This is a genomic window from Mycobacterium simiae, from assembly GCF_010727605.1.
Lineage (GTDB): Bacteria > Actinomycetota > Actinomycetes > Mycobacteriales > Mycobacteriaceae > Mycobacterium > Mycobacterium simiae.
Genome location: NZ_AP022568.1, coordinates 5,329,577 through 5,346,479, shown reverse-complemented (window position 1 = coordinate 5,346,479; position 16,903 = coordinate 5,329,577). Strand labels below are relative to the sequence as shown.

Annotated in this window: 18 protein-coding genes; 8 read left to right on the top strand and 10 right to left on the bottom strand. The window is 65.3% G+C overall.

Annotated elements, in window-relative coordinates; all coding sequences use genetic code 11:
- Positions 1 to 27 precede the first annotated feature (27 nt).
- Together G6N33_RS24870 and G6N33_RS24865 are read right to left on the bottom strand one after the other, a co-directional pair.
- Positions 28 to 480, bottom strand: coding sequence for a Fur family transcriptional regulator (locus G6N33_RS24870; RefSeq protein WP_044506094.1), 453 nt, complete (start codon positions 478 to 480; stop codon positions 28 to 30).
- A gap of 73 nt (positions 481 to 553) precedes the next feature.
- Entirely contained in the window at positions 554 to 1,813 is a 1,260-nt protein-coding gene (locus G6N33_RS24865) for a L,D-transpeptidase (RefSeq protein ID WP_044506096.1), read from the bottom strand.
- Positions 1,814 to 1,898: 85 nt separating this feature from the next.
- On the opposite strand from G6N33_RS24865, the gene G6N33_RS24860 reads away from it, so the two are divergent.
- Positions 1,899 to 2,660 carry a hypothetical protein gene (locus G6N33_RS24860; RefSeq protein WP_044506097.1) on the top strand — a complete coding sequence of 254 codons (762 nt, stop codon included), beginning with the start codon at positions 1,899 to 1,901 and terminating at the stop codon, positions 2,658 to 2,660.
- A gap of 54 nt (positions 2,661 to 2,714) precedes the next feature.
- Complete coding sequence (locus G6N33_RS24855; protein ID WP_101528288.1) at positions 2,715 to 4,229, top strand: FAD-dependent oxidoreductase; 1,515 nt, start codon at positions 2,715 to 2,717, stop codon at positions 4,227 to 4,229.
- 11 nt (positions 4,230 to 4,240) lie between these two features.
- Here G6N33_RS24855 and G6N33_RS24850 read toward each other — a convergent pair whose 3' ends face one another.
- Positions 4,241 to 5,284, bottom strand: a complete 1,044-nt coding sequence (locus tag G6N33_RS24850) for a class I SAM-dependent methyltransferase (protein ID WP_044511815.1) — start codon at positions 5,282 to 5,284, stop codon at positions 4,241 to 4,243.
- Between the two features lie 49 nt (positions 5,285 to 5,333).
- Here G6N33_RS24850 and G6N33_RS24845 point away from each other — a divergent pair, with 49 nt between their 5' ends.
- Together G6N33_RS24845 and G6N33_RS24840 are read left to right on the top strand one after the other, a co-directional pair.
- Entirely contained in the window at positions 5,334 to 5,729 is a 396-nt protein-coding gene (locus G6N33_RS24845) for a PPOX class F420-dependent oxidoreductase (RefSeq protein ID WP_044506099.1), read from the top strand.
- Positions 5,719 to 6,537: an MOSC domain-containing protein gene (locus G6N33_RS24840; protein WP_044506101.1), complete on the top strand. Its 819-nt coding sequence runs from the start codon at positions 5,719 to 5,721 to the stop codon at positions 6,535 to 6,537. The genes G6N33_RS24845 and G6N33_RS24840 overlap by 11 nt, the downstream gene beginning before the upstream one ends.
- Positions 6,538 to 6,553: 16 nt before the next feature.
- Here the strand turns inward: G6N33_RS24840 and G6N33_RS24835 are convergent, their stop codons facing one another.
- Together G6N33_RS24835 and G6N33_RS24830 are read right to left on the bottom strand one after the other, a co-directional pair.
- Entirely contained in the window at positions 6,554 to 7,294 is a 741-nt protein-coding gene (locus tag G6N33_RS24835; RefSeq protein WP_044506102.1) for a cutinase family protein, read from the bottom strand.
- Between the two features lie 122 nt (positions 7,295 to 7,416).
- Positions 7,417 to 7,965: a thioredoxin family protein gene (locus G6N33_RS24830; protein WP_044511817.1), complete on the bottom strand. Its 549-nt coding sequence runs from the start codon at positions 7,963 to 7,965 to the stop codon at positions 7,417 to 7,419.
- Positions 7,966 to 8,044: 79 nt separating this feature from the next.
- Between G6N33_RS24830 and G6N33_RS24825 the strand changes: the two genes are divergently transcribed.
- Complete coding sequence (locus G6N33_RS24825; protein WP_044511818.1) at positions 8,045 to 8,968, top strand: DMT family transporter; 924 nt, start codon at positions 8,045 to 8,047, stop codon at positions 8,966 to 8,968.
- On the opposite strand, the gene G6N33_RS24820 is transcribed toward G6N33_RS24825, so the two are convergent.
- Both G6N33_RS24820 and G6N33_RS24815 read right to left on the bottom strand, forming a co-directional pair.
- Entirely contained in the window at positions 8,965 to 10,143 is a 1,179-nt protein-coding gene (locus G6N33_RS24820) for a glycosyltransferase (RefSeq protein WP_044506103.1), read from the bottom strand. The genes G6N33_RS24825 and G6N33_RS24820 overlap by 4 nt on opposite strands.
- A gap of 21 nt (positions 10,144 to 10,164) precedes the next feature.
- The gene (locus G6N33_RS24815; protein WP_044506104.1) at positions 10,165 to 10,809 is read right to left on the bottom strand and encodes a cutinase family protein; all 645 of its coding nucleotides are present in this window, start codon (positions 10,807 to 10,809) and stop codon (positions 10,165 to 10,167) included.
- Between the two features lie 163 nt (positions 10,810 to 10,972).
- On the opposite strand from G6N33_RS24815, the gene G6N33_RS24810 reads away from it, so the two are divergent.
- Both G6N33_RS24810 and zwf read left to right on the top strand, forming a co-directional pair.
- The gene (locus tag G6N33_RS24810) at positions 10,973 to 11,773 is read left to right on the top strand and encodes an LLM class F420-dependent oxidoreductase (RefSeq protein WP_044506105.1); all 801 of its coding nucleotides are present in this window, start codon (positions 10,973 to 10,975) and stop codon (positions 11,771 to 11,773) included.
- 52 nt (positions 11,774 to 11,825) lie between these two features.
- Entirely contained in the window at positions 11,826 to 13,328 is a 1,503-nt protein-coding gene (gene zwf / locus G6N33_RS24805; RefSeq protein ID WP_044506106.1) for a glucose-6-phosphate dehydrogenase, read from the top strand.
- 2 nt (positions 13,329 to 13,330) lie between these two features.
- Here zwf and G6N33_RS24800 read toward each other — a convergent pair whose 3' ends face one another.
- Complete coding sequence (locus G6N33_RS24800) at positions 13,331 to 14,986, bottom strand: L-lactate permease (RefSeq protein ID WP_044506107.1); 1,656 nt, start codon at positions 14,984 to 14,986, stop codon at positions 13,331 to 13,333.
- 288 nt (positions 14,987 to 15,274) lie between these two features.
- Between G6N33_RS24800 and G6N33_RS24795 the strand changes: the two genes are divergently transcribed.
- Positions 15,275 to 15,598, top strand: a complete 324-nt coding sequence (locus tag G6N33_RS24795) for a limonene-1,2-epoxide hydrolase family protein (RefSeq protein ID WP_231382398.1) — start codon at positions 15,275 to 15,277, stop codon at positions 15,596 to 15,598.
- A 46-nt stretch (positions 15,599 to 15,644) separates the two neighbouring features.
- Here the strand turns inward: G6N33_RS24795 and G6N33_RS24790 are convergent, their stop codons facing one another.
- The gene (locus tag G6N33_RS24790) at positions 15,645 to 16,085 is read right to left on the bottom strand and encodes a carboxymuconolactone decarboxylase family protein (protein WP_163771699.1); all 441 of its coding nucleotides are present in this window, start codon (positions 16,083 to 16,085) and stop codon (positions 15,645 to 15,647) included.
- A gap of 154 nt (positions 16,086 to 16,239) precedes the next feature.
- The gene (locus G6N33_RS24785; RefSeq protein WP_081661955.1) at positions 16,240 to 16,782 is read right to left on the bottom strand and encodes an FKBP-type peptidyl-prolyl cis-trans isomerase; all 543 of its coding nucleotides are present in this window, start codon (positions 16,780 to 16,782) and stop codon (positions 16,240 to 16,242) included.
- Positions 16,783 to 16,903: the final 121 nt, after the last annotated feature.

Sequence of the window (16,903 nt, the reverse complement as noted above, 5' to 3'; positions counted from 1 at the left end):
TTCCAGTGGTGGGTAATCGGGCCGCGATCACGGGCTGTGATCAGGATCCGCGGTCGAACAGTCGGGGCACAGGCCCCAATAGATGACTTCGGCTTCGTCCAGCACATAGCCGTCGAGCACGTGGTTGTCGTCGGACGGGGTCAGACACGGCGCATCGCCGACGGCGCAGTCGACGTCGGCGATGACGCCGCAGGATCGGCACACAACGTGGTGGTGGTTGTCGCCGACCCGGGATTCGTAACGCGCGACCAAGCCCGAGGGCTGGATTCGCCGAACCAGGCCGACGGCCGTGAGCGCATTGAGTACGTCGTAGACCGCCTGCCGGGAGACATCGGGTAGAGCGACCCGCACGGAGGAAAAGATGGTCTCGGTGTCGGCGTGTGGGTGAGCGTGGACTGCCTCCAGAACGGCAATCCTGGGCCGGGTCACACGCAGGTCGGCCAACCGCAACCGCTCCGCGTAGTCCGACGTTGACGACACAAGGCCAATATTGCACTTATTTGGAATCAGTCAAGAGTTTCCCGGTACAACATCCCGTAAAAATTGCGCATCGCTAAGCCGGCTTCAGGGCGCTGCCGTCCCGCCACTGATCCCAGCTGAGCGTCCAATCACCGTTCTGAGCGAGTTGCAACGGTGGCCCGCCGCTGTTGCGAACCTCCACTACGTCGCCGGGCACCGAGAACTCGTAGAACCATTTGGCGTTGTCCCCGTTGAGGTTCAAGCATCCGTGCGAGGTGTCGGTATGCCCCTGGGCCCATACCGTGGCATCCAGCTGATGCAGGTAGATGCCGTCGATACTGATTCGGGTCGCGTAGTTGATGGTTTCCCGATAGCCGAGCCGAGAGTTCTTCGGCAACCCGAAGGTCGACGAGTCCATCACCACGGGGTTGCCCTTGTCGAGCACGGTGTACACACCCGACGGGGTCCACAACGAGACGGTATGCGCGCCAACGGTCTCGGTGCCACCCATTCCCATCGAGGTAGGCATGGTGCGCACCAACGTTCCGTTGTTGAAGACGGTCACCATCTTGGTGGCGTCATCGGCAATCGACACGTGCGCATCGCCGATTCGAAACGACACGCGGGTGTCGTCCTGGCCGAATAAGCCGTCGCCGAGCGCAATTCCGTAGATTTTGGCCTCGGCCGTGACCGTGGTGCCGGGTGCGTAGTAGTGCTGCGGGCGCCAGTGCGCATTCTGCCCGTCTACCCAGAACCAGGAGCCGTCGACCGCCGGGTTGGTGGTCACCTTCAGCTGCCGCTCGGCGGCGGCGCGGTCGGAGATCTTCTCGTCGAAATGCGCGACGATCACCGTCCCGACGCCGTAGCTGCCGCCGTCGCGCAACGCGGCTTGCGACGTCGTCGTAAACGACACCTTGGTCTGGTTCGACGGCTGCAACGTGGAAAACGACGACACCTGGTTCAGCACGCCGCCGTCCGCACCTCGGCCGCTGGCGTTCATGGTGTAGGTGTGTCCGTAGCCCAGCGGGACGGTCGGCTTCCACACGGTGTTGTCGGGTGTCATGACCCCCTCGATGACCTTGCCGGTCTCATTGACCATGCGAACGTCGGTGAGGGTTGCGCTATCGGCCTTGACTTCAACCGGCGAGACGGGGTCGACGTTGCGCGCATTGAGCCCGGGGGAGAAAGAGATAGTGGGCGGCGCACCGATTTTCGCCGAAACCGAACAGTGCACGCACGGCGTCGCGGCTATCTGGAGGGCCGCGCACAGTCCGACGCCGACGAACACGCAGAGCAGCAATCGATGCGGTCGTCGTAACCGGTGCAGGAGTCCCGGGACTTTCGTCGATGTCATCGTGGGTTTGTGGATCCTTCGGGCTCTCCGCGTTACTTGTCGGGCGTCGAGTAGCCGGGGTCGGGGCTTCTGAAACCATGGCCTGATGGCCGACGATGAGCTCGACACGCTGTATTCGGTGCAGCCGGCCGCTTTCACGGCTCAGCGCGCGAAATTGGCCGCGGCAGCCAAACAACGGGGCGATGACGCAACCGCCAAACGGATCGCCGCCGCCCGTAAACCGACCACCGCTGCCTGGGTGGTCAATCGGCTCGCCATCACCGACAAGGACGTGCGGCGGCGCCTCGCCGATCTCAGCGACCGGCTGCGCGCCGCACATGCCGCGATGGACGGCCACCAGATCCGCGAACTGTCCGTCAAGCAACACCGGCTGGTCAATGAATTCACCCGGGCGGCCCTTGACGGCGCCGATGCGGCCGGCGTCAAGGCGTCGGCGGCCGTGCGCGAGGACGTCACCAGCACATTGCAGGCCGCGATCGCCGACCCTGCGACCAGGGACCGGCTGGGCCGGCTGGATCGTCCCGAACGGTGGTCGGGGTTCGGTGCCTTCGACGCCGACCCGGCGCCCGCGCCGACGCGCGCGCCGGCAACCGATCCGCGGCTGGCTAAGCTCACCGCCGCCGTCGCTGCAGCCCAGGCCGAGAAGGCGGAAGCCGACGCGGCGCTGGCCCGCCGGCAAGAGGAACGCGATGAGGCCCGGCTGCAACGTGACCGGCTGCTGGCGGACCTGCGCAGGGCTGAGCGCAAGTTGGATCAGGCCCAGAAGAATTGCGACAAGGCGCAACAGGCCAGTCGCGATGCCGCCGAATCGTTGCAGAACGCCACAGTGCGCCTCAAGCGGACCTAGCGGCCGGGTACCCGGCCGCGTTTCCGCCTGGCGGCGCCGGGTATCAGCCCAGCCATGACTTCTCTGTGGTTGGCCGACCGGACGGAACGATCATGGACCGCGAGTCAACTCGACAACGGGCCCCGCTCGGCCGAGTTCGTCGTGGTGGGCGCCGGCATCACCGGGTTGATGACAGCGGTCCTGCTGGCCCGCGCCGGCAACGACGTGCTGGTGGTGGAGGCCCGCAGTGTCGGCGCCTGCGCCACCGGAAACACCACCGCCAAGATCAGCTTGCTGCAGGGCACGCAACTATCAAAGACGCTGCCCCGGCACGGCAGAGACCTGGCTCGCGCCTACGTGGAGGGCAACCGGGAAGGCCAGGACTGGATCATCAACCATTGCCAGTCCCGCGGCATCGCGGTCCAGCGCGAAGACGCATACACCTACGCCCAGTCCGCGAAGGGCGTGCCGTCCGCACGTCTGGAGTTCAAGGCCTGCCAGTCTGTCGGCCTGCCGGTGGAGTGGGCAGACGACGCCGATGTGCCCTTCCCGTACCACGGCGGGGTGCGGCTGCCCGAGCAGGCACAGTTCGATCCGATGGAGTTTTTGGACTCGCTGGCCACGGAGCTACTCGACCGCGGTGGCCGGCTTGTCGAGGGCACCCGGGTGCGACGGGTATCCAGTCGCGGCGGCAAGGTCGCGGTGCACGTCAACGATGCCGCGCAACGCGACATCGAGCTGCAGGCCGGAAAGTTGGTGCTCGCGACCGGCGTCCCGATCCTGGACCGCGGCGGCTTTTTCGCGCGGGTGAAGCCGAGCCGATCCTACTGCCTGGCATTCAAAGTGCCTGGAAACATCACCCGGCCGATGATGATTTCCACGGACTCGCCGACGCGTTCGGTGCGCTACGCCCCCGTCCGCGACGGGGAATTGCTGATCGTGGGCGGTGCCGGACATACGGTGGGCCGCAAGAAGAGCCCGACCAAAGCGCTGCATGAGCTTTCGTCGTGGACCACCAAACACTTCCCGGGTGCCACGCAGACGCATTTCTGGTCGGCCCAAGATTACACCCCTATTGACCACCTCCCGTACGTCGGCCCGATCCTGCCGAACAGCGAAACCATCTTCGTGGCAACAGGTTTCAACAAGTGGGGGATGACAAACGGTGCGGCGGCCGCGCTGGCGCTGTCCAGCCGAATCCTCGGCGGCCGGATGGATTGGTCACGAGCGTTCGCCAGCTGGAGCCCACACGAACTGACCGGATTGCTGACGGCGATGCAGGTGAACCTCGAGGTCGGATTCGATCTGGCGAAGGGCTGGATCACCCCGGCGTCCCGCACATTTCGGCGCAGCCCCGACCCGGACGAGGGCGGCATCGTCAGTGGACCGCCGTGGCATTTGCAGGCCCGCAGCCGGGTCAACGGCACCGAACACCGCGTTTCTCCAGTGTGCCCGCATCTGGGCGGGATCGTGAACTGGAACGACGCGGACCAGGCCTGGGAGTGCCCGCTGCACGGGTCGCGGTTCGCCCCGGACGGCACCTTGCTGGAGGGGCCGGCGACTCGCGATCTGACCGTCTCCGAAAGCTGAAACCTGTTGCCTCAGCCCTGCTTTCGGTACACGAGCCAGCGCAGCTCGATGGGGGAGTTAGCCCGGTCGACGTCGAACACGTCCAGTCCACTGGCCCATCCGTCGAACCAGGCGGTCGGCGGCCAGGCGCCCTCGGGCAGGTGGGTTTTCTCGTACTCGTAGGCCGAGTCGTCGGCAACGAGCTCGAGCGGGAACTCGGCTGCCGCTTGCGTGACCTCGGCGCGGGTGAAGATCGCGGTGTTGCATTGCTGCCCAAGTTCGCGCGCGGCGGCGTCAGGCGTGTAACCGTCGTGCGGCAGAAAGGCGTTGAACACCAGGTGGCCACCGGGGGCCAGGCATTGGCCGGCGAGTTCGAACATGCCGCGCAACTCCTGCGTCGTCCGGAAGTCGGGTACCACTTCGGAGAAGACGACCAGTTGATAGTCGCCACGGACCCCCTCCATCGCTACAAAGACGTCGCTCTGGATGACGTTGACGGTCAGGGCTTCCCGTTGGGCGGCCGCGCGCATGATGTCGGCGAACTTCCCGGACAGTTCGACGGCGTCGACCGGATGACCACGCCGGGCCAGGGCGAGCGCGTTTCGGCCGGTGCCGGCGCCGACGTCGAGCACCCGGAAAGTTGCCGGATCGGTCGTTTCCGTGGCGAGTGCCCAAACCCGCGCGTCGGGTTCGGTGCCGAACAGCGGACCCTCACGGGTCGCGACCCAGCTGTCGTAGTCGGCGGCGATCGTCGCCCACTGCGGTTTGATGCGGTAGTTCAGCGTCGTGCCGAACGGACAGCTGTACTGGATCACGATGTTGGACCGCGACGACGCGTTGAAGGCCTTCGCCAATTCGTTCTGCAGCACTTTCCTGAGTTGAGCGGTTTCTTCGGCGGTGTACTGAATGCCCAGGCTGGCAAACAGGTTTTCGCACATCGTGACGTAGTCGTCGAGCATGCTCGGCACGGCCGGCAGGTGGATCTGCCCTTCGGTCATCGATCGCCGATACAAGCGTCGGACCATAGCCGCATGCAGTGTCGCCGGGTCGAAAGATCCGCCGGCCCCAATTGCCATCAGACTCTTGTACACGACCCGACCATCGGCCGCACCATCAGGGGAGACCATGACCACGCCGTTGAGTGACGAAAAGTTCGTGTCGTTGACGACGTTCAAGCGCAACGGGGATCCGGTCGCCGGCCCGATGTGGATCGTCGCCGACGGTGCGCGGTTGGCGGTATGGACCCCGTCCGATTCGTGGAAGGTCAAGCGGGCGCGGCGCGATCCACGGGTCACCCTGACCGCCTGCGGCCGGACGGGCAAGATTCGCACCGGTCAGCCGGTCTTCCAGGGCACCGCCGAGGTCCGCACGGATGCGGCGGAGGTAGCGCGGGTGGAAAAGCTCGTCAAGGCAAAGTATGGCTGGCAGTTCTGGGTGGTGACGCTGATCGAAGCCATTGTCGCGCGGCGGCGCGAACCGCGCTGCGTCCTACACATCGCGGTGTCACGTGATGGAAGATGACAGGGTGCGGGTCCACAGTTTGCGCCGATATCCGGTGAAGTCGATGCTCGGGGAAGCCGTCGACAGCCTGTTCGTCGACGAGCGCGGTGCCGAGGGAGACCGCCGGCTGGCCTTGGTCGACACCGCCACCGGTCACGTGGCCAGCGCCAAACAGGCCCGGCTCTGGCGTGGTCTGCTGACCTGCACCGCCATCGGAAACGTCGGGCAGGTCAACATCAACCTGCCCGACGGCACTGAAGTCGCCGCCGACGACCCGCGCGCCAACGAATTGCTGTCGCAACTGTTGGGACGCGCGGTCCGGCTGGTCAGCAAGCGACCGGCAGGGGCGACGGTCGAGCGCCCGGACCCCGAGCAGCTGCTCGAGCTCGGCCTGGACGCCGATGTCGCCGGGCGCATCTTGGAGATCGGCCTGGGCACACCGGGCGACTCGTTCACCGACGACGCACCGCTGCACGCGATCACCACGGCGACGCTGGACCACATCGGTGTCGAGGCCTTGCGGTACCGACCGAATCTCGTCATCGAAACACCGGCCGACCAGCGACCCTACGTCGAGAATGATTGGGTCGGTGCCGAATTGGTCGTGGGCACGGTACGACTGCGTGGACTGGAGCCGACCCCGCGCTGTGTGGTGCCGACGCTGGCACACGGGCAGCTGCCACGCGCTCCGCAGGCGCTGCGCACGCCTGCCACCGAGAACCGATTGGAAGCGGGTAGTTGCGGTGTGGCGGCCTGCGCGGGCATCTACTTCAGAACAACGTCTGCGGGCACCATCCACGTGGGGGACCCCGTCACGGTGAGCGCGTAGTGCAGCTCAGGGTCCCTTAGTAGCCGCCCTCATCGGTCGAGTGAACCACCGACGCCGGCGCGGTTGAGCCGCCGTCGAGGCGGGCGGCCGCGAAGGCTGCCCCCTTGTCGATCATGGCGCCATTGTCGGCATAGGTGTTATGCGCGGCGAAGTTCATGCCGTCCGAGCACACCGGATCATCGGTAGCGCAGACCTTGATGGTTTTCCCCTGATAGGTCGGCCCGATCACCACCGGCGGTTCGCCCAGGAAATTCATGGCCCGCACATTCGGCATGCCGAACAGCACCACCGCGGCGACGTGGTCGGCGACCTCCGGGGCCAACGGCTTCGGCACGGTGGCCGGGTCGACGCCGTCGGGCACCTGCGCGGAGGTCACGAAGCCCATCACGGCCGCACCTTGCGAGAACCCGCCGAGCACCATCTTGGTCCTGGGACAGCTGGCCGCCATCGACACGACGTGGGCCCCGGCATCGCGGATACCGTCGAGCCCAGTGTTCCACTCGTTACTCGCCGGATAGTTGACCGCGTACACATCCACCGACTTGCCGGGCTGGCGACCACGTAGGTTGTCGATGAACGCCTGCCCGGTCGCCCCGACACCCTCGGGCTCCCCGGTACCGCGGGCGAAGACGACCTGAGCGTCTGGACATGGCTCCGCGGAGGCCCAGGGCACGGGGGACAGGAGAACTGAGGCGCCCAGGCACGCAGTCACGACGGTGGCAGGGCCCACAAACCGCATGATGTAACCGGCAATCATGTCCAGATAAGTGCCCGCAACGATGCGCCGTCAAACGACGCATATTCGACATGCGTTCGCAGCAACCGGGTATCAGGCCGGGCAACCGTCAAATAGGCTTGGCCGCAGCCGAATTCGTCGGCTCAGCGCCACTTGATCCCGCACCCTATTGACGGCCGTTGGTCAGGGTTGACCGGGCGCTCGGCAAGCACGGCGTCGACCGCCGCCCGGACGTCGGCGCCCGTCACCGGCAGGTCGTTCTTGGGGCGGGAGTCGTCCAGCTGGCCGCGGTAGACGAGGCGGCGCTGGCCGTCGAAGACGAAGGTGTCCGGCGTGCACGCCGCGGAATAGGCGCGGGCGACGTCCTGCGTCTCGTCGTAGAGGTAAGGAAACGTCCAGCCGTGGCGGCGAGCCTCGACGACCATCTGCTCGGGTCCGTCCTGCGGGTAGCTGACGACGTCATTACTGGAGATCCCCACCATGGCGACGCCTTGATCGGCGAGGTCACGACCCAGCGCTGCCAATCCGGCGGCCACATGCTGCACATAGGGGCAGTGGTTGCAGATGAACGTGACAACCAGGGCGGGCCCGGTGAGGTCGTCGAGACTCACGGTCGCGCCGGTCGCGGGGTTGGGCAATGTGAACGCCGGCGCGGGCGTGCCGAGGGCAAGCATCGTCGATTCGATAGCCATGCCGGACACACTAGTCCGCGCATGGCCCGACCCGACCGCCGAAATGGCCGCTTTGCAATCCCGCGTATCAGCCCGAAATATGGGGGGGGTGATTTCACACGCCGTCGCGATCATCTCCGGGTTGCTCGCCGCATTCTGGGCGGCCGTCGGCATCGTTGTTCGGCAGCGGGCGGCGCAAGACGTCCTGCCCGCCGGCGACAGCGCCGCCACGGTGGTCACTAGCGTCGTGCGACAACCGTTGTGGTGGGCGGGAATTCTGGCCGCTGTCGCCGGTTATGTGTTTCAAGCCGTGGCCCTGGCAAATGGCTCCCTGTTGCTGGTGCAGCCGCTGCTGGTGTCCTCGCTGCTGTTCGCGTTGCCTATGAGCGCGAGACTCTGCCACCAGCGCATCACCCGCGCGGAGTGGAGTTGGGCGATCGTGTTGACCGTCGCCTTGGCGGCGTTCGTGCTTGTCGGGCATCCGCGCGAGGGCCACAACCGTCCGCCGATACCGTCGTGGAGCTTGGCGCTGGCTCTCACCGCGCCGCTGGCGATCGCGTGCCTCGTCGCGGCGCGGCGCACCTCGGGCCGCACCCGTGCCATGCTGCTGGCGGTCACCGTGGCCGTGCTGCTCGGCATGATCGCCGTGTTGACGAAGATCTGCACGCACCGCTACGCCATCGGCGGATGGCACGCCCTGATGACCGTGCCCGCTCCGTACCTGCTGGTAATTCTGGCGCTCGCCGTGACAATGGTGCAGAGTTCCGCTTTTCACGCCGGCGCTTTACAAGCATCGCTTCCGATCATGCTGGTCGGCGAGCCTGTGGTTGCGGTGCTGCTCGGGATCGTCGTGCTCGGCGAGCAGCTCGCCGTGCAAGGGTCGGCGGCGCTGGGTCTGGTGGTCGCCATCGTGGCAATGGTGTCGTCCACGGTCGCGCTCGCTCGAGATCAGGCGCCTGGCAGCATCGCCGCCAAAGACGCTGGCGCTCAAGCTGCCAACGAAGGCAACGTGATCCGTACCTAAGCGCTGACGCGCTCAACCGCGGTCTCCTCGAGGAGATCCGCAGTGCGCGCTCTACTCTCGGCGGCCTTCGTCATCATCGCGGCCACCTCACGCGCCCGCTCCGCGCGCTCCGGGGCCAGGACGGCCTGCAGATCCGCCACCACGGAGTCCAGGGTGCTTTCCATAAAGTTCCGGCCCAAGCCAACCTTGAGCTGCGTGACCCCCGATGCCCAAACCGGTTGATCGAGCCAGAACCACAGCAGCAACGCCGGGATCCCGGCGCGCAGACCCGCGGCAGTCGCACCGGCGCCACCGTGGTGGACCACCGCGCGGCACAACGGGAAGATCGCTGCGTGGTTCACTTCCCCGACGATCTTGACGTGGGCATCCGCCGCGTCTGGAACGTCGTTGGGGCCCATGCAGATCAGCGCCCGTTCGCCGACCCGCGCACAGGCTTCGGCGATCACTGCCACGGTCTCGGCGGGCGAGCTCAGCGGCGTGCTGCCGAATCCGAAGTAGATGGGCGGGGCACCGGCGGAGATCCACTCCATGACCTCGCCGTCGGACGCACCGGGCAGTCCGAGCGTGAGGGCACCGACGAAACGTCGCGGGGTATCGGCATCCAGCCAGTCGGCCGCCGTCCCGGGCAAGCAGAGCTCGTCATAAGCCTGGATTTCCAGCGCGGGCCGGACCGGATCTGCGGCACGATCCGGCAAGCCGAGGAGGCGCCGCTGGGCGTCGTCGGTCTCTTTGGTGACCTGCGGCCCGAACGCGCCGGAATGCAGGATCCGCGCCGGAAAATAGTGCAGCACGCCGAGCGGAATGTTGTGGTACTCGGCGACATTTTGGGCCACACCTTGCTCGTTGAAGCCCGCCACCAGCAGGTCGGCGCCCTGGGCCAGCGGAGTCAACGCAGCCGTCTTCTCCGCTTTGACCTCGTTGAGGTGTCGGGTGATCTCGGACCACATGGTGACCGGGTTCTGGGGTTTGCCGACGAAGTCGGCGGCAAAAGCCATCTGTTCCCGGGAATCGCGACCGTAGGCGACGGCCGCAAGCCCGGCGGATTCGACGAAGGCCACCATGTTCGGCGCGACGGCCATCTGCACCTCGTGGCCGCGGCGCGTCAGTTCACGTCCGGTGGCCGCCAACGGCTCGACATCGCCGCGGCTTCCATACCCGACCAACACACACTTCATCGGCGAGACCGCGGCCGATGCTTAGCGGAGGCGGTTGGCCGCAAACGTCGCGGCTTGGTCGGTCATGCCGGACTGAATGTAGGAAACGTGGGCCATGATGTTCCCACCGCCGGAGCAGATCGGATCGTCAGGCGCGCACAGGCTGATGGTCTTCGCGCTGTAGATCGGGTTGATCGTGGGTAATGGCTGTCCGCCCCACAACATGCTGGAGAACTGACTGGTCGGCTCGCCGAACAGGGCGACCGCGGCGACATGGTCAGCGACCGGCGCCGGCATCGCCTGAGTGGCCAAATCGATCACCGTGGAGCCCTGGGAGTAGCCGCCCAGCACGATTTTCGTGTTGGGGCAATTGGCGACGGTGTCCTGAATGTGGCTGCTGGCGTCGTTGGCACCGCTCGGCGCGCTGTTGTGGTAGTCGTCGTTGGCCGGATAGTTGACCGGGTACACGCCGACGGACTTCCCGCCGACCTGCGATGTCAGCGAATCCGTGAACGCTTGACCGATGTTGCCCAGACCGGGGTCTTGATGGGTACCGCGAGCGAAGACCACCTCGACGTCCGAGCAGGGATCGGCCGTTGCGGTGGGGGCGCTCGTCGGCGAGCCGGCCAGCGGCCAGATCAGCGCTGCCGCGGCGCCGGCGATTCGGACAACTCTGCGTGCACTCATCCCCAAATGCTGACATACCTGCCGAGACGGCCATAGCGGCGGCTGCCATACCGGGATGTCAGACGACTGAGTGGGGAGGTATGAAAAGGAGTTATTCCCGGGCGGGAAGGAAGGACACGTTCGGTCAGTTTGAGCGTAAGTACGCGGCGAAAGGGCAGGAAGGGTGACCGTACGGATAGGCGTCCAGTTGTGGGCTGGCGGGACACCGGACTACCGGACTTGGCGCCAGGCGGTGGTGCATGCCGAGCAGCTCGGCGCCGACGCCATCTTTGGCTACGACCACTTTCATAAGCCGTTCGTCGATATTGTCGACGGCGTCCCGCAGCTTCACGACGAGCAGCCGGAGGTAAACAACTTCGAGGGCTGGACCGCGCTGGCGTCCTGGGGAGAGATCACCAGTCGAGCCGAGATCGGGCTGCTGGTCAGCGGTATGCCGTACCGCAACCCCGACCTTGTCGCCGACATGGCCCGCACCGTCGATCACATCAGCGGCGGGCGGTTGATCCTTGGTCTGGGCGCCGGTTGGTATCCGCAAGACTTCATCGCCTACGGCTACGAATATGGCACCGTGCGATCGCGGATGGACCAATTCGATGAGGGCCTGCAGCGCATCGAGTATCGGCTTGAGCATCTGACGCCCAAGCCGCTGCGGCCGATCCCCATCCTCATCGGCGGCGGCGGCGAGCGTCGCACCATTCCCGCCGCGGCACGGCATGCCCACATCTGGCACAGCTTCGAACCCATCGAGGCTTTCCGGCGCAAGAATGAGCTCCTCAAGCGGCTCGCCACCGAAGCCGGGCGGGACGAAACGGCTATTGAACGCGCCATCGCATGGACGGACGCCAACACGGCGGACGCGTTCGTCGACGAAGGTGTCACGCTGTTCACCACCGAAATTCACCCCGACGACAACGGGTATGACTTCTCCGAACTGGAGACGATGCTGGCATGGCGTAATCGATGATCGTTGCGCCACTGGGCTGCGCAGCCGCCATGACAGTGGAAGTATCACGGGAGTGGCAGCGAACAAACCGCAAACGATCTCTTATCCGGCGCCCGACTCCCGTCCGCGCCGCCACGATTACGATCCGCTCGACCCGCACGTCATCGTGCTCTTCGGTGCGACGGGGGACCTGGCCAAACGCAAGCTGATCTCCGGTCTGGCGTATCTGGATCAGTCTGAGCTGGCGCCGGACATTCAGATCGTCGCGACGTCGCTGGAGGATCTCAGCGACGACGAGTTTCGGGACATTGCGAAGAAGGCGATCGACTCCTACGGCACCCACAAGCTGACGGCCGAGCAGTGGGCAGACTTCGCGAAGATCGTGCGTTACGTCCCGCAGGGTGCCGGGCCCGATGCCTTGGCCGCCGCGGTCGCCGAGGCCGAAAGCGCCTTGGGTCCCAATGTTCGGCGCTTGCATTATTTGTCAGTCCCGCCTAAGGCAGCGCGCGCTGTCATCACGATGCTTCGCGAGGCGAACCTTGTCGAACGGTCCCGGGTGGTGATGGAGAAACCGTTCGGCACGGACTTGGCCACCGCGGTGGCGCTCAATGACTTCCTGCACGAAACATTCGACGAGTCCCAGATTTTTCGCATCGACCATTTCTTGGGCAAGGAGGCGGCGCAGAACATCCTGGCATTCCGCTTCGCCAACGGGTTGTTCGAGCCCATCTGGAATCGCAATTTCATCGACCACATCCAGATCGATATCCCCGAGAAGCTGGGGCTGGATCAGCGGGCGAACTTCTACGAGAGCACCGGCGCGTACAAGGACATGGTGGTCACCCACCTATTCCAGGTGATGGCGTTCGTGGTGATGGAACCACCGACCGCTCTCGAGCCCTATGCCATCAGCGAAGAGAAGAACAAGGTGTTCCGCTCGATGCTCCCGGTGAAGACGTCGGATGTGGTGCGCGGGCAGTATGCCGGGTATCGCGAAGAGGAAGGCGTGGCAAGGGATTCCGACACCGAAACGTTCATCGCGCTGAAAGTCGGGATCGACAATTGGCGCTGGGCCGGGGTGCCGATCTACCTTCGCACCGGCAAGAAGATGGCCGAAGGCATCCGCATCATCTCGATCGCGTTCAAAGAGGCGCCGCGCAGTATGTTCCCGCCGGGTTCGGGGGTCGGTACCCAGGGCCCCGACCACCTGACCTTCGATCTGGCGGACAATTCCAGGGTTTCGTTGTCGTTCTACGGCAAGCGGCCCGGTCCCGGGATGAAGCTCGACAAGCTGTCGATGCAGTTCTCCTCCCAGGAGATCGACACGGTGGCCGACACGCTGGAGGCCTACGAGCGACTCATCCTCGATGCGATGCGCGGGGACCACACGCTGTTCACCACCGCCGAGGGCATCGAATCACTATGGGAGCGTTCGGCAGAACTACTCGACGACCCACCACCGGCGAAGGTGTACCCGGTAGGAACGTGGGGTCCCAACGCAATTCACCAATTGATCGCACCCAACGCCTGGCGGTTGCCGTTCGAACGCGGCTGGCGGGAAACCAGGAACGAGTAGCGTCAGCCGCCTACCATCCAGGACAGCAGCGACGACGCCTGCAGCGCGGACAGCACACAGATGAACAGCAGGAACACCGCGCTCCACGCCATTACTCGGCGGAAGATGTCGCCCTCCTTGCCGTCGAGGTTCACCGCCGCCGCGGCGATGGCGAGGTTCTGCGGCGAGATCATCTTGCCGAGCACACCGCCGGAGCTGTTGCCGGCGACCATCAGCAGCGGGGACAGCCCGGCCTTGGCAGCCGCCGTCACCTGCAGCGCGCCGAACAACGAGTTCGATGAGGTGTCGGACCCGGTGACTGCCACACCGATCCAGCCCAGGATGGGCGAGAGCAAGGCGAAAGCGGCTCCGGCGCCCGCCATCCAGGTACCCAGGGTGATCGTCTGCCCGGACGCGTTCATCACGAAAGCCAATGCCAGAACCGCCATTACGGTGAGGATCGCCCACCGGAGCTGATGCAGCGTCGCGCCGTAGGCCTTGATCGCGCTGCCCACCGACAGCCGCAACACGAACATCGCTACAAGGCCCGCGGCGAGCATCTGAGATCCCGGTGTGTTCAACAGATTGAAAGTGAAGTTCGCCAGGCCCGACGGACTGCCCTTGGCGGTTTGCAGGTGCAGGCCCGGCCAGCGCACCGAATACGTCGCGTGCTCCAAGAACCCCTTCACGACGGGGATCTGGCAGAGAACGAAGACCGCGATGATGATCGCGTAGGGCGAGTATGCGCGGAACACTTCGCCACGCGAGTCGGATTTGTTCAGGTCGGACTGGTTCAAGTTCGCCTCGAACTCGGGGGACATGGTGTCGGACGCACCGCCGGCGACGACCGTAACGCGCGGTGCCGTCTGCGGACGCCGTACCCGCAGCAATAGCACCACCGCACCGGACGACAGCAACGAAGCCACCACATCGGCAAGCGGTACCGACAGGAAGTTCGAGGTGGCGTATTGGCCGACGCCGAAAACCACGCCCGCCGTCAGCGCCACATGCCAGGTCTCACGAAGTCCGCGACGGCCGTCGGCGATGAACACCAGAGCCAGGGGCACGAACATAGCCAGGATTGGCGTCTGGCGCCCGACCATCGCGCCGAGGGCATCGCTGGACATTCCGGACACCTTGCCGAGCGTGATGATCGGTGTCGCCATCGCACCGTAGGCCACCGGGGCCGTGTTGGCGACCAAGGCAAGCACCGCCGCCTTCAACGGCTTGAAGCCCAGCGCCAACAGCATCACCGAAGTGACCGCCACCGGCGCGCCGAAGCCGGCGAGGGCTTCGAGCAAGGCGCCGAAGGAGAACGCGATGATGATCGCCTGAATGCGATGATCGTCGCTGATCCCGGCGAAACTGCGCCGCAGCACATCGAAATGGCCTGTCTGGACGGTCATTTGGTAGACCCAGATGGCGTTGATCACGATCCACAGGATGGGGAAGAAACCGAAGACGGCCCCCTCGCTCGCGGCCAGCAGCGCCTGGTCGGTCGGCATGCCGTACACCGCAATGGCGATGGCAAGCGCCACCGCCACCGAGAGTAGCGAAGCCACCCACGCTCGCATCCTTAAGACGCCGAGCATGACGAAAAGCATCGCCAAAGGTATGGCGGCCACAAGGGAACTCAAACCCAGCGAGTGTGCGACTGGGTCCAAAATCTGGCGATACATAGTGGGGAACCTTAAAGATCGTCTAGCGCCAATGTGCGCCGGATCACTGTGCTGACAACCACAAATGTCGGGCAAAGTTTTGGAATTGATTAAATCGGCCGATTTATCCCGGTGGAGGGTCACCAGCAGCTTCCAGCAGACCGACAATCAGCAAAGGCAGGTCCGCGATGGCACCAGGCGTCGCGGCCACTAACGCAAACGAGCAACTCGTGCTCGACTTCATCCACGCCTGCTACGGGCGGCACATCGACATCGACGCGGCGACCGCGCTGATGTCGGATCACTTTTGTGTGGCAACTCCATGTGCCGCTCTCACCGGTGGTGGTCGGCCGAGAGGCGGCGCGCGCGGAGTTGGAGAAACACAACGGCCTGTCGACCGGAATGATCGGGTGCAGCCAGATCCGCACTGTCGTGTCGACCGGGGTCACCGTCATCGTCGAGCGTGTGGACGTGAATTCCCTTGGTGGGGTTCCGGTCACCTTTCATGTGGTGGCGCTGTTCGAAGTACATGATCGGGCGATCACGCATTGGCGGGAGTATTGGGACACCAGCCATGTCGCCCAGCAGATCGGCATAGACCCGGCGCATATGTTCGAACCACTCACTGGCTAGGCGACCGAAACTGCGGAAGCGTCTGTCGGCGTTGGCCGCTCGGCTATCAGCCGGCAGGGAAGGCGTTGACGCCCATCACGAGCGCCGCGGTGCCGCCGTAAAGATAGGCGAGTTCGACCGCCTCGGTGATTTCGGCCTCCGAGGCGCCAGCCGCCCGTGCGTTGTCGGCGAGCGAGCGAACACCGTCGGGGTGGGCGGCAATGGTGTCGGTGACCATGCCCATCAGCAACTTATACTTCGCGGGGATGGCTCCATCGCTGAGGATCCGCTGTCGTAACGCCTGATAGGTGCCGCCGAATTGTGGGTCGCGCTGCATCACGGCCGCTAGCCATGGGGGATTGTTCGAATCCGGGTGTGGAGCAGGAGCGACGCAGCCAGTGGACGGCACTGGCGCCGCGCCAGCGTCGCCGCATTCGTCGGCATGACTTCCAGGTGCGGTCGCGGCGGTCAGGCTGCCAACCATGAGCAGCGACAGCGCCGACAGCACGATGTACGTCCTACGGAGCAGAACGCGCGGGGGAGAGGTAATCGTCATGGGGGAACGGTACGCTCGCACTATGGCACAGGCAACCCGGTCCTACCGAAATCCGTTGTGCCGCTTGGTATGTCGTGACCATTGGGTGGCGATGGTACTGCTGGGATTAGCCCGAGGCGCTGAGAATTTTGATGGCGAAGACCAGCGAGTCGCCGGGCCGGATGCCCGCACTCGGCTGGCCTTGCGGGTACCCGTCGGCGGGCACCATCGCGACGGCGACCGTGGACCCGACTTTTTGTCCCGCGATCGCCTTCTGGAAGCCGGGCACGACTCCGGTGAGCGGGAAGTCGACCGGGGCGCCCCGCTCGTAGCTGCTGTCGAACACCGACCCGTCACGTCCGTTGACGCCCATGTAGCAGACGGAGACGTTGGCGGTGCTCGAGACCACCGGTCCGTCGCCGGCGCGCAACGTGTGAACCTGGGTCTGGCTCACGCTGAATGGTGCCGTCACAGTGACGCGGGGAGCCGCCGTGTCGGTGGATCCGGTGACGGTGACGCTGCCGGTCGTCCCGTTCAGTATCCAGTCGGGTGTGGCGCCGTTCGGCGGCGCCGCGGTGGGACAGGAGCCGGCGGCACTAGCTGTGCCCGCTCCACCGAGCGTCAGGACGGTTGCTGCAGCGCAGACCGCGACGGTGAGCGAGGAGTACATCCGGGTGGGCTTCACGGCCGTCAGGCTACAGCCATGCTGAGCTCCCGGGACCGAGGACCCACGCCGGCAGCGGTTTGCCGGAGCGGTACGTCACAGAAGTCAACTACGTCAGCACCGTCAG

What these genes read in the sequence shown, in the direction of transcription:
- G6N33_RS24865 (WP_044506096.1), bottom strand. Translation starts at nt 1,813, where the DNA reads ATGACATCGACGAAAGTCCCGGGACTCCTGCACCGGTTACGACGACCG.
- G6N33_RS24860 (WP_044506097.1), top strand. Translation starts at nt 1,899, where the DNA reads ATGGCCGACGATGAGCTCGACACGCTGTATTCGGTGCAGCCGGCCGCT.
- G6N33_RS24855 (WP_101528288.1), top strand. Translation starts at nt 2,715, where the DNA reads ATGACTTCTCTGTGGTTGGCCGACCGGACGGAACGATCATGGACCGCG.
- G6N33_RS24850 (WP_044511815.1), bottom strand. Translation starts at nt 5,284, where the DNA reads ATGGCAATTGGGGCCGGCGGATCTTTCGACCCGGCGACACTGCATGCG.
- G6N33_RS24845 (WP_044506099.1), top strand. Translation starts at nt 5,334, where the DNA reads ATGACCACGCCGTTGAGTGACGAAAAGTTCGTGTCGTTGACGACGTTC.
- G6N33_RS24840 (WP_044506101.1), top strand. Translation starts at nt 5,719, where the DNA reads ATGGAAGATGACAGGGTGCGGGTCCACAGTTTGCGCCGATATCCGGTG.
- G6N33_RS24835 (WP_044506102.1), bottom strand. Translation starts at nt 7,294, where the DNA reads ATGATTGCCGGTTACATCATGCGGTTTGTGGGCCCTGCCACCGTCGTG.
- G6N33_RS24830 (WP_044511817.1), bottom strand. Translation starts at nt 7,965, where the DNA reads ATGGCTATCGAATCGACGATGCTTGCCCTCGGCACGCCCGCGCCGGCG.
- G6N33_RS24825 (WP_044511818.1), top strand. Translation starts at nt 8,045, where the DNA reads ATGGGGGGGGTGATTTCACACGCCGTCGCGATCATCTCCGGGTTGCTC.
- G6N33_RS24820 (WP_044506103.1), bottom strand. Translation starts at nt 10,143, where the DNA reads ATGAAGTGTGTGTTGGTCGGGTATGGAAGCCGCGGCGATGTCGAGCCG.
- G6N33_RS24815 (WP_044506104.1), bottom strand. Translation starts at nt 10,809, where the DNA reads ATGAGTGCACGCAGAGTTGTCCGAATCGCCGGCGCCGCGGCAGCGCTG.
- G6N33_RS24800 (WP_044506107.1), bottom strand. Translation starts at nt 14,986, where the DNA reads ATGTATCGCCAGATTTTGGACCCAGTCGCACACTCGCTGGGTTTGAGT.
- G6N33_RS24785 (WP_081661955.1), bottom strand. Translation starts at nt 16,782, where the DNA reads ATGTACTCCTCGCTCACCGTCGCGGTCTGCGCTGCAGCAACCGTCCTG.